Source organism: Streptosporangium sp. NPDC004631 (assembly GCF_053601935.1).
The window spans coordinates 26,447-40,583 of the sequence record NZ_JBSGCR010000029.1; the positions used below are offsets into that span (position 1 = coordinate 26,447).

Genomic DNA, 14,137 nt, shown 5'->3' on the forward strand with positions numbered 1-14,137 from the left:
AGGGCCCTCGGGGGGTGGGGGATCGCCGGGAGTTTAGTACTGGCTGGTCACGGTGACACCGCTGAAGGCGGTGGCGGCGTGCAGGCTGATGTAGTGGTAGCCGGCGGCCGGGTTGGTGATGGTCAGGGTCTCGGCGTTGCCGGCCGCGACGGAGCGCTTGGTGTAGTTGCTGGTGGTGGCCCAGGTGCTGGGGCTGTAGTACAGGTTCGCGTTACCGGTACCGCCAGAGGTGATGATCTTCAGCTGGGTGGTTCCGGCCGGGACGTTGAGGTAGAAGTAGGCGTAGTTGCCGGCGGTCGCCGTGGCGTTGCTCCGGCTGCAGTTCTTACCGAGCACCCGGGTGTCGGCGCCGGGGCACACGGTCCCGGTCGGAGTCACCGTCGGGGTCGCGGTGGGGGTCGGAGTCGGGGTCGCGGTCGGGGTCACCGTCGGGGTCGCGGTGGGGGTGGGAGTGGGGGTCGCCGTCGGGGTCGGGTTCGGGGTCGGCGTCGGGATGACGGAGCAGGAACCGCTGGCGCAGGCCGTCAGCCAGTTGCTCCAGTCGGTGTTGTAGTTCAGGCCGGTCAGGAAGGTGCGGGCCGCGTTCCAGTTACCGGCGCGGTAGTAACCCAGGAGGGTGGTGACGTCGGAGGGGTGCTTCTCCAGCATGTACCGCACGGCCAGGTAGCCCCAGCGGTAGATGCGGGTGGTGTCGTCGTTGTAGGTGGTGTCGAAGAGCTCGCGCAGGGTGTAGGTCTTCTTGGCCGCCTCGGTGATCGCAGCGGTGTAGACCTCCTTGCGGTAGGAGTAGGAGACGTACTCGGCGAAGCCCTCGATCCACCAGATGGTCGGGGTCGTGATGCCGGCGTCGAAGTCGCCGTACATGTTGAACCGGCCGTCGAGGTAGTGCGTGTACTCGTGGTTCAGGTTCCAGATCGCGAAGGTCGGGCGGAGCCACTCGGCCTCGTAGGCGATGAACCTCGGCTGGTTGCCGGCGACGGCGGGGTTGCCCTCCAGGTACATGCCACCGTTGTTGGTGTCGATCCCGTAGAGGATGCCCGCGTAGGTGCCGTAGTCGGAGCTGGAGTTGAAGACGATCACTTCCAGGGCGGTGTTGAGGTCGCTGGCGACCGGTCCGCCGTCCCTGACGATGTTGTGGAAGAACGCGTCCTGGTTGGCCAGGCTGCTGCAGCTCTCGCTGAACTGGGCCGCGGTCATGTCCTGGGCCAGGATCCGCAGGGTGGAGCTGCAGGTGTGGCTGAGCGGCAGGGCGACGGCCTTGACCTTGGCCTGCAGGTCACAGGTGCCGAAGTAGGAGCAGTTCGCCTTGTCGTACGTGTCGGTCATCTCGGCGACGCCCACCCAGAGCTGAGCGGTGTTGCCCCTGATGTCGCTGCGGTCGAGCAGGGCCTTGGCCAGCGGGCGGACCTTGCTCTTGAGGCCGGCGTACTGCAGGAAGCGGCCCAGCTCACGACCGGCGTTGGAGGTGAGGAAGTCGTTGTCGGTGCCCAGCAGCGCCATGTTGTTGTTGGCGAAGCTGTAAAGGGTGTCGACGACGCTGGGGTCGCTCTGAACCAGGGTGACGAACTCGGGCACCTGGTGACCGCGGAACAGCACGGTGTAGACGCCGTTGACGGCGTTACGCATGTACCAGTACTGGTTGTAGGAGGTGTTGTAGGCGTTGAGCAGCCGCTTCACCACGTAGAGGTAGCGGGCGTTCTCCTCGGCGCTGTCGATGAGGGTGACGGCCTCGGACAGGATCTCGCCGTTGGCCTCGTTGACGTCGCTGGAGCGGCCGTTGGCGTAGAACGCGTCCAGCGCGGAGCGGATCGCGGTCTTGAGGCCGGCGCCGTAGGTGCCGACGGTGCTCGGGTAGTACCAGTGCACGTAGTAGCCGGCCCGCAGGTACATCACCAGTTGCAGGGTGCTGTCGCTGTTGTCACCGGTGTAGTAGAGCGCGTTGTCGCGCAGCGCGTAGGCCACGCTGGTCATCTGCGACTCGCGGAACGCGGCGGAGGCGTTGCCCCCGGTGAGGCCGAACAGCGTGTTGATGCAGTCGGAGGTGGAGCCCTTGATCGCGGTGACCAGAGCGCTGCCGGTGCGGCTGGTGAAGTCGGAGACGTTACACGCCGCCGCCGCGGCCTTGGCCATCGACTGAGCCGACTTCGCCTTCTTCGCCGCGTTGGGGACGGCGCTCGGGGTGTCGTAGTCGCGCTTGAACTCGTCGGTGGAGGACGTCAGAGGCGGACGCTCCTTGACGGGTATCCGTTCGCGTTCGGCATGGGAGGGAGGCGCGGTGAGCGAACCTGACACCTCATGCCCGGGCTTGGGGGCGGCGACCGCCGCTACCGCGCCGGAGCGGGACTCTGCCACACTCGCACCTGCGAGTGCCGCCTGGGTGGTAAGGCCCAGAGTGAGAGCCGCGGTGAGGAGAAGGGTGGTGCCGATGGAACGACGTGGGGGGGATGTCACTACTACTCCTGGGGAGCTGGAGCGGATCACCGATCTCCAGAGCTAGGCAACCGCTATCCGTTGTGTGCAATGTAAAATTGCACAGAAACAGGCAGCTACGGCAAGAATCAGCCGCTTCTTGTTCATCTTGTTACACACCCGCCCCTCCCGAGGGCGTAGGAAAAGATCTCGCCGACCCCGCGAGGCCGGGCGGGCGGAGAGTCGCGCCCCGGACACACAGGGTGGTCGCCACTCGCCGATCACACGGCCCTGAGCGCACAGGCCCCGCAGACCCCGTCGGACGGGGAAGACGATGAACCGGTCCGCACGGCTGCCCGGATAAGCGTTTGCCGGTGAAAAAGGACCAACGTCATCGAATGTTCAAATCACCACCCGAAGACTGTTCCCGGCTTCACACCTGAGCGTGCCGTACCTGGAAAATTCCCTCCCGTGGGATAGAAGAGAGCCGACACCGCACCCCGGGTGCCGACTAATCGGGATCTCCACGAGAGTGGGCCATCGCCCACACCAGGAAAGGATGATGAATGCGGAAACAGGAGTGGAAAGCCAGCCTTGTTCCGATTTTTGTCACAGCAACCGCATCATTTGCTCTGCTCTCCGCGCCGTCGGCACTCGCGCGGGCGGCGACCACATCCGGCGCGACGATCGCCGCCGAAAACACCGCGCCGGACGTCTGCAACAGGAGCTGGCACCGAGGGCGGAGCACCCAGGTCGAGGTCGTCACCAATGGAACACCACAGACGATCAGCGACACCAACTGGACCGACCTCACCTGTGGTTCGGTAACCGTCCAGGTGCCCAAGGGCACGGCGGCCCACCTCACGGTCTGGGTGAACGCCGAGATCCGGTGCAAGGGGCCGAGCGACACCGGCTGGTGTGGGGGCCGCGTCCTCGCCGACGGTCAGTTGCTCAAACCGAGCAACGATGACGGCAACGGCGACTTCGCCTGGGACACCGCGGAGCCCGGCACCTGGCGCTGGCACTCCGGTTCACTGATCCGCGCCGGAATCGTGAGATGCCCGGCGGGCAACGCCACCGCGAACTGCGACAAGAAAATCACAGTTCAGGTGATCAGTCCCAACTCGAACACGGACTTCTGGATCGACGACACCATTGTCCGAGCCGAACTGATCCGGGAATCGTAACCCCTGATCGAGGAGTCGTGGATCGGCCCGACGGCCTCTTGGGGAACGGCCCTGTCCGGATACGCCCCCTCCGGGAATCGCGCCCGGCGAACGGCCGACAATGTAAGGCACGGTAGAGCGGACCGGCCGAACCACCCACTCGAAGATCGGACAGGCCCTCTCCGGAAATTACAGGAGAGGGCCTCCGAGACCGTCGGCCCCACCCCGCCACCACACGCCGACAACCCGGCCGACTCCCGCGCCCAGACACGGCCCTCCCGGACCCGGCGGGCGGTCAGCGCCCCAGCCTCCGCAGGCAGTGCCGGAGGCTGAGCACCGAGACCAGCCCGGCACCGCCGAGCAGCACCGCGACCAGCGAGGTCCGCACCACGAGATAGGTCTGCACGCTCTGACTGAGCAGCAGCCAGAGGCTCAGTGAGGCGTTGAGGAACTGCACGCCGCCCCACAGCACCGACTGCCACACGAAGAAACGGCGCATGCGGGGATGTCCCAGAACGTGCTCGGGGAGCGGGAGCAGGTCGGTCGCGACCCGCTGGATCAGCGGCCGGCGCAGCGGCGCGGTGAACAGGAAGCCCATGCTCACGCAGAACACCCCGAGACAGGGCTGCAGGAAGAACAGGACCGGGCTCCCGGTCGCCCCGGCCAGCACCGCCCGGACCGTGACCGTCCCGGCCGCCAGGAGCACGGTGCCGGGCACCGGCGTGCCCTTGGCCAGCCGCCACGCGATGCCGCCGTAGACCCACGTCACCGCCACGGCCAGCGCGCCGTACAGGCCGAGGAACACCAGCCCGGCGTAGAAGACGGCGACGGGGAGGACCATGCCCTCCAGCACCCGGGGGGTGGCGTGCCGCAGCAGCGCGCCGAGACGGGGAAGGGTGACCGGAGCCGTCTGAGGCGGCAGGAGCACGGTCATCGGGCATGGGCTCCGGAGGTGATGGAACGGTCCGGGGAGACGGATCCATCCGACCGTACGCGATGTCCGGAGTGTCGGACAGACTTTCCAGAACATCGCCGATCGAGCGGTCCGGGCACCTTACTACGGTCAACGGCGCACTCGGGGAACGGGGCAGTGCGTACGGTGCCTAACCTTGGAGGCGTGTACCGCTTCCTGCTGACTCCCCGATGGCTCACGCTCCACGTGGTGGTGCTGCTGGTCATCCCCGCCTTCGTGTTCCTGGGCCGGTGGCAGTTCGGGCGTTACGAGGAGCGGTCGACCAGCAGCCACCGGATCACCGCCAACCTCTCGGCCGCTCCGGTCCCCGTGGAGGAGCTGACCACGCCCGGTGGCGGCGTGCGCGTCCAGGACGGATACCGGACGGTGACGGCCACCGGCACCTTCGACACGGCCCACCAGCTGCTGGTCCGCCGCCGCACCCAGAACAGCGCGGTCGGCTTCTACGTGCTCACCCCGCTGGAGACCGGCAACGGCCAGGCGGTGCTGGTGAACCGGGGCTGGGTCAAGGCGGGCGCCACGGCCGACGCCCTCCCTGCGGTCCCCGCGCCGAGCCCGGGACAGGTGACTGTCACCGGCAGGCTACGGCCCAGCGAGACCGAGGAGTCCTCGGGGATCCGCGACCGGCAGGGCCTTCCCCCGGGCCAGGTCCTGCTGATCAGCACCGAGACGATCGGGCGGGGCCTGCCGTACAGGCTCCTCGGCGGATACGTGGAGCTGACCGGGCAGTCGCCGAAGGCCGCCGAGGCGCCGGCCCCGGTGCTTGAGCCGGACGTCGGCGGAGGCGGCGGGCTCAACCTGGCGTACGGCGTGCAGTGGTGGCTGTTCATCGGGATCGCGATCGGCGGCTGGGCGCTGCTGATCCGCAGGGAGGCCGCCGACCTGCGGGAGGCGGCGTCCGGGAAAGACCGGCCGGAACCCGTCGACGCCCAGTCTGACTAGCCGAGGAGCCGGCCCGCGAGTTCGCCGACGGCCACCGCGGCGGCCATCGCGGCGAAGGACAGCGCGACCGACGTCAGGCAGCCCATTCCACCGCTCAACCGTTCGCGCGGTTTCGGCAGCCGCCCGTGCCGATACCAGAGCGGCCGGGGTTCAAGCAGCAGGAACAGGATCGCGCCGATCTGGCCGACGGTGAACATCCAGAACCACGCCCACCGGTTCCCCAGCCGGGGCGTCGAGCCAAGCATGATCAGGAAGGTCAGCACCCAGGCCAAGGCGACCCACCGGACGTCGCTCTGGACAGGTGCCCGAAACGGCCAGGAGGGGAAGATCCCTCCCCGGTCGGCATCTTGGGGTTCCGCCAGGGTCACCCTGGAGACGGTCGCGCGGGTCTCGTTCCGGAACCGTTCGACGGTGTAGGCCCGCCCACCTTCGTGGACCGGCAGCGTGTCGATCCCGTACCAGATCAGCGGCCCCTCGGACCACGTCAGCCGGCGGACATCCCCCGAGTCCTCCTCGTAGACGACGGCGGAGACCCGGCCGGCGGACACCGCGGCGCGGAACTCGTCCAGGGTCCGGGGCAAGGACGTCAGGCTCAGCGTCGCGGCGAGAGCCCCCCAGAGCAGCACCAGCAGCAGCACGATCCGGATGACGGTCCCGGCGATCCACCAGCCTTTGCGCACCTCGCCCACGGCCACAGTCATACCTTTTTACTACCTCATTGTCAGGCATTGACCATACCCAGCCCGAAAAGAAGCGCCACGGCGAGCGCGAACCCCCGCGTCCCGTCGAGCCTGACCCGCACGGGCAGCACCTCGTACGGCCCACGCCACAGCGGATACGGCTCCAGCAGCACATAGAGCCACGACCCGCCGACCAGGAACATCCAGAACCACGCCCACCGGGTGGCGTAGCGGTGGTCCCGGCGGGTGAGCATCAGCAGCCAGGCCAGCACCTCGGCCGCCACCGCGAACGGCGCGAACGGCTCCCACCAGCGCGCGTACGCGGGCGAGCCCAGGCTCAGCCCGAGACCGTCGGAGCGCACGATCTCCACCGCCGGGTCGGCGGCGGCCCAGACCCGGACCAGGAACGCCTCCTGGCGGCGCTCCAGCGCCTCGGGGACGAGCCGGGTGGTCCGCGGGTCCCAGACGTCGCCGGGCTGGTCGAAGCGGGCCTGGCTCCAGGAGAGCGGGCCTGCCGACCAGGTCAGGGTGCCGTAGGCGGGCCAGTTCCGGTCGTAGACCACCTTGGTCACGCCACCCGCGCGCAGGTCGCCGAGGAGCTCCTCGGCGTCGCGCAGGGCGGGATCCCGGTTCAGGTGGACCACCACGGTGGACAGTGCCAGGATGAACAGCAGCGTCAGGCGCGCGCCGTACGGGACGCCCCTCCACACCGGAACCACGGTCCGAACGTCCTGCGTTTCCGGCATTGTCCGTCCCCCATCGCGAGATACCCGCCGTTCGACAGGGTAGGGCGCGCGGCCTGACGGGGCGCACGTCCGGGGCTGGAGACACCCCGGGGCGAGCGCACCCTCCGGGCGGGGCGTCCCAGACCGAAACATCTCCGGGACAGAGACACGCCCGGGCCGGAAACACCTTAGGAAGGAAACACATCCGGGCCGAAAACAGGTGAAAAACGGAAACGTCCGAGGGACCGCTCCGGGACGGCGGTTTCCAGACGGATCCACCCCGCGGGGGCGGCGATTCTCCCCCTCCGGTAGTCCCGGGGCACGCGCGGTGGACCTCAGAGAGACCAAGCGGATATCTTGCAGGTTGTTCAGTGTGATGTCAGCAACGTACGGTTTACTGCGTGACTACGCCGCTGCTGCCCGACCCCGAGCCACGGCGGCGGGACTTTGTGATCATCTCGGCCGACGACCATCTGATCGAGCCGCCTGACATGTTCAAGGACCGGCTCCCGGCGAAATACGCCGACCTCGCCCCCAAGGTGGTGGAGACCGACTCCGGTCACCAGGTCTGGCGGTACGGCGGGGCCACCTACCCCTGCGCCGGGCTCGACGTGGGCGCCGGTCTGCCCCGTGCGCAGTGGACGCTCGACCCGGTGCGGTTCGAGCACATGCGGCCGGGCTGCCACGACATCGACGCCCGGATCGAGGACATGGACCTCGCCGGGATCTGGGCGGCCCTGTGCTTCCCCGGCATGCTGGCCGGGCAGTCCGGGATGATCTTCGCCAAGACCCGTGACCAGGAGATGGGCCTGGCGATAATGCGGGCGTGGAACGACTGGCACGTGGACGTCTGGGCGGGCACCTACCCCGAGCGGATCATCGCCCTGCAGCTCCCCTGGCTGACCGACCCCGACATCGCGGCCAAGGAGATCAGGGACAACGCCAACCGGGGTTTCAAGGCCGTGCTCTTCCCCGAGTTCCCCACCCGGCTCCGCCTGCCGTCGATCCACAGCGACCACTGGGACCCGTTCTTCCAGGCGTGCGAGGAGACCGGCACCGTCATCTGCCTGCACACCGGCTCGGGATCGTGGACGCCGGTGCCGTCCACGGACACCCCGATCGAGGCGATCACCACGCTGATGCCGGCGAGCGCGATGTTCGCCTGCGCCGACTGGCTCTGGTCGGGGGTGCCGCTGCGCTTCCCCGCGCTGCGGATCCTGATCGTGGAGGGTGGGGTCGGCTGGCTGCCGATGCTGGCCGAGCGGGCCGACTACTCCCTGGACCACCCGGTGGCGGGCGAGACCTCCTGGGAGGGCGGCCTGAAACCCAGCGAGGTGCTGCGCCGCAACTTCTTCTTCGGCACGCTCAACGACCACGCGCTGTCGGGCGTGCGGTTCGCCGTGGGCCTGGAGCACGTGCTGCTGGAGAGCGGATATCCGCACTCCGACTCCACCTGGCCCGACACCCAGCAGGCCGTCACGGCGAACCTGGGCAACCTGCCGCCCGCCGACATCGCCCGGGTGGCCTACGGCAACGCCGCCCGCCTGTTCGGCCACCCACTGCCCTCCCGCGCCTGGCTCAGGATGGAAAAGCTCTGACCTGCTGCTCCTGCCTCCGCTGCCAGTCGACATAGCGCCCGCTCTCGCCGAGCAGCGACCCCATCAGCCAGAGCAGGACACCGAAGTCGTCGGCCACCCCGATGACCATCAGGAAGTCCGGGATGACGTCGATCGGCGAGAGGATGTAGACCACGCCGAGCCCCATCATGGCCAGCCTGCTCCTGCCCATGCCGGGGTATCGCCCGCGCGTCACCGCGCCGATCATCTTGGGGATGGCGCGCAGCCGGGTGCCGAGACCGGGCGAACCCGGCCTCGTCACGTCCTTGTACGTCCGCCACGCCTGCGCCGCACGCGCCGCCTTTGCCATGGGGGAACCTCCTTGGGAGCACGTTCGCCTGACGGCGTCTTACCCCGCCGACTCACGATATAACGCGTGACGTCCGTACCGGGTTCCCCCAACGCGCCGCGATCCGCCGCGTCGCCGGGTGCGGGAAGGGGCGCGCGGCCTCGATCTGGGAGGCGATCCGGATGAGCAGATCCTCCCGGCCCGCCGCCGCCACCAGCTGGACTCCGACCGGCAGCCCGGCCGCGGTCCGATGGAGCGGCAGGGAGATCGCGGGCTGTCCGGTGGCGTTGACCGGCGAGGTGAAGGCCACAGCGCGGTTCGTACGGCCCCGCGCCATGCTGACGTCGTCGTCCGGCAGCCAGCCGAGGGGGAACGGCGCCACCCCCAGGGAGGGCGTGAGCAGCAGGTCGTACGACTCCCACCACCCGGCCATCCTGCGCCGGAACCCGTCGATCCAGTCGCGCGAGGCCACGTACTCGACCGCGCCGACCCCCCGGCCCGTCGCCTCCAGGATGCGGTTGCGTGTCTCCAGCTCGCCGGGGTCCACGGGCTTTCCACGCCATCGGCCGACGCCCTCCACCTCGGCGGCCAGATGAACCGCCACGACCGTGCCGAAGTGCAGCGCGAAGTCCTCCTCGGCGAGCGCGCCCGGGCCACCGGCCTCGACGTCGTGGCCCAGCGCCTCCAGCAGCCCGGCGGCGGCGCGCACGGCGGCCGCCGGCTCCGGGTCCACCGGAACCGTTCCGTCCGGGTGCTCGGTCAGGAAGCCGACCCGCAGCCGCCCCGGGTCCGCCCCGACCTCCTCGGCGAGGTGGCGCGGCCAGGCGGGCGCGCCGTACGGGTCGCCCGGCATCGTCCCGGCGATCGCGTCGAGGGTCGCCGCGCTGTCCCTGACCGTACGGCAGAGCATGCCCGCGACCGAGAACCCCGCCCACGCCTCGCCCATCGACGGCCCGTAGCTGACCCGCCCCCGGCTCGGCTTCAGCCCGACCAGGCCGCACATGCTCGCCGGAATCCGGATCGACCCGCCGCCGTCGCTGCCCGCGGCCACGGCGACCATCCCCGCCGCCACGGCCGCCGCCGACCCTCCGCTCGACCCGCCGACGCTGTAGCCGGGATCGTACGGATTGCGGGTCGCCCCGAACGCCCGAGGCTCCGTGGTGATCGCTGTGCCGAACTCCGGGGTGTTGGTCCGTCCCAGAATCGTGAACCCCGCCCGGCGCAGCCCGACCACCCCGTAGCCGTCCTGCGCCACCTCCACACCGTCGAGCGTGCGCGATCCCGCCCGGTACGGCTCCCCCGCCATACCCCAGCCCAGGTCCTTCAGCAGCGTCGGCACCCCGCGAAAGGGAGCGTCCGGCGGGAGCGCCCCGATCTCCGCCAGCGCCCGCTCGAACCTGCGGTGAACGACCGCGTTGATCTCCCCGTCATGCGTCTCGATCCTGGCGATCGCCGCCTCGGCGAGCTCCCTCGGAGAGACCTCCCCCTTCCGCACGGCCTCCGCCTGACCGACCGCGTCGAGCTCCAACACGTCGTCCAACGCCTCACTCCTCGCCGAAAACCGGATCCTCGTACGGTCCCCGCGATCGGGGGCTCTCCCCCCGGTGGAGGCGAGCACCGAGATGTTCCCGCCGCACATAATTCCGAATCCCCAGTCTGTCCGATGACCACGTCACCGCGGACGATGGGCGCGTCGGCCGTCCGGGAGCGCCAACCGGGTGGAGGCAGGCCGGAACCGCCGGCGGGCAACCGGCGGGACAGCCGGCGGAAGGTCGGCGGGACAGTCGGCGGGACGGTCGGCGGGACGGTCGTGGGAAGACCGCGGGAAGGGCTGACGGGAGAGCTGGCGAAGAGGCGGCGGAAGGGACGACATAGGCTCCCATTACCCCTCCGTGACCCTCTGTTAGATGTTAGAACGTTTATGTGACGAAGAACCGGCGGGGAAAGCGACGACAAGGACTATTGGCCGCGGCGGTGCTGGCGACCTGTATGGCCGCCCCGGCGCTGACCGGCACCGTTGTGGCGTCCGCCGATGTCCACGACTCTCCCGGCCGATGCCCGGAGACGGGCCAGGGCGGACCGTCCGTCAGCCTCTCCGTACCGGCGTGCGAAGAGACGGCTGTCCCGTTGCCCAAGCCGGGCTCCCCGGCTCCTGGAGAGGCGGAGAACGGGTCTTCCGGAGAGACCTGGGATGCCCGGACACCGGACGGCCGGAAGGTTCCGGACGATGGAAGGGCGCCCGCACAGTCACCACCCCCGCCCCCCGCCTCACCACCGGCCTCGCTCCGGCCCCCATCTCCACCCTCCGCACCCGGTTCCGAGACCGGGACAGGGGCTGAAGCAGGGGCAGGGATCGGAGCCGGGGCGGCAACGGCAACGGCAACGGCAACGGCAACGGCAACGGGGGCCGGCGCCCGAGTCGGAGCCGGGGCGGGAATCGAGGTAGGGACTGCGCCTCCGGCCAGGCCCGAAGCGCCGTCTGGGGAAGCGGGAATCGGGGCCGCGCTGGGAGTCGGGGTGGAAATCGGGCCCATATCCCCGCCGGCGCCCCCGTCCCCCTTCCCTTCCCCGTCCCCTTCCGCGTCCGCGTCTCCCTCCCCCTCCGGGACCGCGCCGTCGGACGGGTCCGGGTCGTCGTCGGGGGGCGAGTCACCCGGGGTTGAGCCGCCCGAGGACGAGTCGTCGTCCGGCTGTCACGCCGGATCGCTGGACTCGCTGCTCGGCCTGTCCGGTCACTGCGATCCACTGCCCCAGATCCTGAACCCCCTGTCCTGCCTGGGCATCCTCTCGGTGCTGCTGGGCTCCGACCCCTCATGCCACGAACCGGAACCGGCCGTCACGGGGACCGCGACCCCCAGCCCCAGCCCGACACCGACACCAACTCCCATCGTTACCCCCACCCCCACTCTCACGCCCGCTTCCACCCCAACCCCAACCCCAACACAGACACCAACGCCCACGCCCACGCCCACGCCCACGCCCACGGCGACACCTACACCGACGGTGTCCACACCCCAATCTCCCGGCCCTTCACCGTCCCCACCGGCGACTCCGGCGCCGCCCACGCCCCCTGTCGTCCGGCCACCGGCCCCCGCCCCTCCTCTTCCGGCCATCACGCCACCGGTGGCGGTGCCCGTACCGAGCCCGTCCCTGCCACCGGCCAGCCCGTCTCCGGTCGCCACGTCACCCGGGTTGCCGTTCGCCCTGCGGAAACAGCAGATCCTCGACCGCTTCGCCGAGCGGCGCCAGGGCACCGACCGCAAGCTGGTCATCCTGGTGCTCTTCACCGGCGTGATCTCGGTCACCGTGGTCGCCATGCTGAGCCGCAGGACACGCCGGTAGGGCCGGAGGGGAAGCAGGCGGGATCGGGGCGGGACCCGTCAAGGGCCGACCAGAGGGAAAAGGCTCGGCGGCAGGTGTTCTGCCGCCGAGCCTCTGGCGCGAGGTGGGGACGGTTCCCCGGAAGACCGGTTCGGGTTACCCCGTGGGAGACCGGTTCCCCGCCGGGGCCGGCTATCCGGCCGGGAACCGCACGGGGAACTGGGCGTCGATCTGGTCGTACTGCTGCTGCACGGCCACGAAGTCATCGGGCCCGATCGCGCTGAGACCGTTGAACGGATGGCTGATCAGCGTGATGAAGCCGATGCCGATGACGACCACGCTCACCCGGACCGCATCACCGATGATCGATACGCGCGTGGGCCTGGTCCCGGCCGTCCACGGCAGCACGATCACCAGCAGCCCGGAGATGATCATCGAGATCACGAAGATGCTCTCCAGCCCCGTGTTCGCGTCGTCCGCCCGGACCGAGCGGGCGTGAGCGACCTCGGAGGCATGGCTGGCGGCGTTCTGCAGGAGAGTCTTGCTCTCGTCGCCGAACGGCCGGAGCCGGATCACCTGCGCACGCATGTCCTCAAGCAGCTTCGTGGGGACCGGGGACAGTTCGCCCCGTGTCATGAGCGGCCAGTCGAGGGACGCGCTCTTGGCGGAGTAGTCCCTGATCTGAGCCCGGATCGCCGCCGCCTCGGGGATCGGCGCGATCGACCAGTACATCTCGCTCAACGTCTCCGTCTCGGCCCGGATATCGGTCTCCGATGTCGAGATCGCGTCCCGGCAGAGCACCACGGCGTACGCCAGCACCAGCAGATAGACGGCGAGGGCGAGATTGGCGGCGAAGTCCACCGACGCCACCCCCTGATCCTCGCCTTCACGGCCCTTCTTCCTGAGGACGAGCAGCGCGACCAGGGTGATCGCGACGGCGGCTACCGCCAGCACGCTTATCCAGCCCATGAGACTCCCTCGAATTCACCATGAAGTTAACTACCGAGGGTAATCTTTTAATTACGATAACGTACGCGTTTCCCATGGAAGCCGCGCGCGAAGTTCGCGTCCTTCCGGCGAGGCCCGAGCGACGCCGCGCGGGTCCGGCCGCCACCCGTCGTGGGCGACGAAGAAATAGAGGGGCTAAACTTCGAGTGGACGCGAGATGAGGGACCGGTGCCTTGGACGTCGGAACGCTGCACGACATCGCAGTCATCCCCGACCCGCTTGACCGTGCGCGCGCCGCGTCCGCCGCCATGGCCACGCTGCAGGGCCAATCCGTGGAGCTCTCCCGGATCCGCCGCGCGGCGATCATCGAGGCTCAGGAGCTCGGCATGAAGCAGAATGACATCGCCCGCCACCTGGGCGTGACTCCGGGGCGGGTGAGCCAGATGAAGAAGGCGGGCGCGCCGTCCCACCAGGCCCCGGCCGGGCCGGTCGAGCCGCGGCCGCGTGTCCTCGTCGAGCGGGCGATCCCCACGCCGCCGTCGGTGCGCGGCTCGGAGTCCCTCTATCTCACCGAGGCCGCCCGCCAGGGGCTGAGACCCGAACGCGAGATGCTCTTCATCGGGGCCGAGCCGGCCGGCGAGCACGTGGCCGTCGCCCTGCGGGTCGAGCCGGGTGAGGAGGTGATGGCGCGGCGGAAGATGTTCTGGGCCGACGGTGTGCCGGTGCGGATCGCCACCAGTTACTTCCGCCTCGACGTCGCCCGGGGCACCCGGCTGGAGAAGGAGGGCTTCGTCCTGCCCACGCTTCAGGCTGCGATCGAGGATCTGGGGCACCGGTTCGGGCACGCCGTCGAGACGCTGATCTCCCGGCCTCCGACCCCGTACGAGGCGGATCTGCTGGAGGTGCCCGGCGAGTGGGTGGTGCAGGTGCTGCGGGTGAGCGTCAGCACCGCCGACGTACCCGTTCACGCGCTGGAGACCGTCTGCGCGGCCGGTCGGCACGTGTTCGTGGTCGGCCAGGTGGCCGGGTTCGACCATTTCTGATCGCCGGATATCGCCGGATCGGGGA

The 14,137-nt window shown here is 69.6% G+C and carries 12 protein-coding genes; 5 read left to right on the top strand and 7 right to left on the bottom strand.

Features of this window, described 5'->3' with window-relative positions; genetic code table 11:
• Positions 1 to 33: 33 nt before the first annotated feature.
• Positions 34 to 2,352 (bottom strand): M9 family metallopeptidase, encoded by a 2,319-nt coding sequence (locus ACWEF2_RS24770; protein ID WP_453818744.1) that lies wholly within the window; start codon positions 2,350 to 2,352, stop codon positions 34 to 36.
• 623 nt (positions 2,353 to 2,975) lie between these two features.
• On the opposite strand from ACWEF2_RS24770, the gene ACWEF2_RS24775 reads away from it, so the two are divergent.
• Positions 2,976 to 3,596: a hypothetical protein gene (locus ACWEF2_RS24775; protein ID WP_453818745.1), complete on the top strand. Its 621-nt coding sequence runs from the start codon at positions 2,976 to 2,978 to the stop codon at positions 3,594 to 3,596.
• A gap of 274 nt (positions 3,597 to 3,870) precedes the next feature.
• Here the strand turns inward: ACWEF2_RS24775 and ACWEF2_RS24780 are convergent, their stop codons facing one another.
• Positions 3,871 to 4,509, bottom strand: a complete 639-nt coding sequence (locus ACWEF2_RS24780) for a VC0807 family protein (protein ID WP_453818746.1) — start codon at positions 4,507 to 4,509, stop codon at positions 3,871 to 3,873.
• A 165-nt stretch (positions 4,510 to 4,674) separates the two neighbouring features.
• On the opposite strand from ACWEF2_RS24780, the gene ACWEF2_RS24785 reads away from it, so the two are divergent.
• Positions 4,675 to 5,490, top strand: coding sequence for an SURF1 family cytochrome oxidase biogenesis protein (locus ACWEF2_RS24785; protein WP_453818747.1), 816 nt, complete (start codon positions 4,675 to 4,677; stop codon positions 5,488 to 5,490).
• Here ACWEF2_RS24785 and ACWEF2_RS24790 read toward each other — a convergent pair.
• Together ACWEF2_RS24790 and ACWEF2_RS24795 are read right to left on the bottom strand one after the other, a co-directional pair.
• Positions 5,487 to 6,191, bottom strand: a complete 705-nt coding sequence (locus ACWEF2_RS24790; RefSeq protein ID WP_453818748.1) for a hypothetical protein — start codon at positions 6,189 to 6,191, stop codon at positions 5,487 to 5,489. The genes ACWEF2_RS24785 and ACWEF2_RS24790 overlap by 4 nt on opposite strands.
• A 20-nt stretch (positions 6,192 to 6,211) precedes the next feature.
• Entirely contained in the window at positions 6,212 to 6,916 is a 705-nt protein-coding gene (locus ACWEF2_RS24795) for a hypothetical protein (RefSeq protein WP_453818749.1), read from the bottom strand.
• Positions 6,917 to 7,296: 380 nt separating this feature from the next.
• Here ACWEF2_RS24795 and ACWEF2_RS24800 point away from each other — a divergent pair, with 380 nt between their 5' ends.
• The gene (locus tag ACWEF2_RS24800) at positions 7,297 to 8,493 is read left to right on the top strand and encodes an amidohydrolase family protein (protein WP_453818750.1); all 1,197 of its coding nucleotides are present in this window, start codon (positions 7,297 to 7,299) and stop codon (positions 8,491 to 8,493) included.
• Here ACWEF2_RS24800 and ACWEF2_RS24805 read toward each other — a convergent pair.
• Positions 8,474 to 8,821 (bottom strand): YkvA family protein, encoded by a 348-nt coding sequence (locus ACWEF2_RS24805; protein WP_453818751.1) that lies wholly within the window; start codon positions 8,819 to 8,821, stop codon positions 8,474 to 8,476. The genes ACWEF2_RS24800 and ACWEF2_RS24805 overlap by 20 nt on opposite strands.
• A gap of 52 nt (positions 8,822 to 8,873) precedes the next feature.
• The gene (locus tag ACWEF2_RS24810) at positions 8,874 to 10,331 is read right to left on the bottom strand and encodes an amidase (protein WP_453818795.1); all 1,458 of its coding nucleotides are present in this window, start codon (positions 10,329 to 10,331) and stop codon (positions 8,874 to 8,876) included.
• 1,598 nt (positions 10,332 to 11,929) lie between these two features.
• Between ACWEF2_RS24810 and ACWEF2_RS24815 the strand changes: the two genes are divergently transcribed.
• The gene (locus tag ACWEF2_RS24815; protein WP_453818752.1) at positions 11,930 to 12,142 is read left to right on the top strand and encodes a hypothetical protein; all 213 of its coding nucleotides are present in this window, start codon (positions 11,930 to 11,932) and stop codon (positions 12,140 to 12,142) included.
• Between the two features lie 171 nt (positions 12,143 to 12,313).
• Here ACWEF2_RS24815 and ACWEF2_RS24820 read toward each other — a convergent pair whose 3' ends face one another.
• Complete coding sequence (locus tag ACWEF2_RS24820) at positions 12,314 to 13,090, bottom strand: bestrophin-like domain (protein ID WP_453818753.1); 777 nt, start codon at positions 13,088 to 13,090, stop codon at positions 12,314 to 12,316.
• 212 nt (positions 13,091 to 13,302) lie between these two features.
• Between ACWEF2_RS24820 and ACWEF2_RS24825 the strand changes: the two genes are divergently transcribed.
• The gene (locus ACWEF2_RS24825; protein ID WP_453818754.1) at positions 13,303 to 14,112 is read left to right on the top strand and encodes a UTRA domain-containing protein; all 810 of its coding nucleotides are present in this window, start codon (positions 13,303 to 13,305) and stop codon (positions 14,110 to 14,112) included.
• Positions 14,113 to 14,137 lie beyond the last annotated feature (25 nt).

Bases quoted from the DNA above. Each gene is read 5' to 3' on its own strand.
- ACWEF2_RS24775 (WP_453818745.1), top strand. From the start codon at position 2,976: ATGCGGAAACAGGAGTGGAAAGCCAGCCTTGTTCCGATTTTTGTCACA.
- ACWEF2_RS24780 (WP_453818746.1), bottom strand. From the start codon at position 4,509: ATGACCGTGCTCCTGCCGCCTCAGACGGCTCCGGTCACCCTTCCCCGT.
- ACWEF2_RS24790 (WP_453818748.1), bottom strand. From the start codon at position 6,191: ATGACTGTGGCCGTGGGCGAGGTGCGCAAAGGCTGGTGGATCGCCGGG.
- ACWEF2_RS24795 (WP_453818749.1), bottom strand. From the start codon at position 6,916: ATGCCGGAAACGCAGGACGTTCGGACCGTGGTTCCGGTGTGGAGGGGC.
- ACWEF2_RS24805 (WP_453818751.1), bottom strand. From the start codon at position 8,821: ATGGCAAAGGCGGCGCGTGCGGCGCAGGCGTGGCGGACGTACAAGGAC.
- ACWEF2_RS24820 (WP_453818753.1), bottom strand. From the start codon at position 13,090: ATGGGCTGGATAAGCGTGCTGGCGGTAGCCGCCGTCGCGATCACCCTG.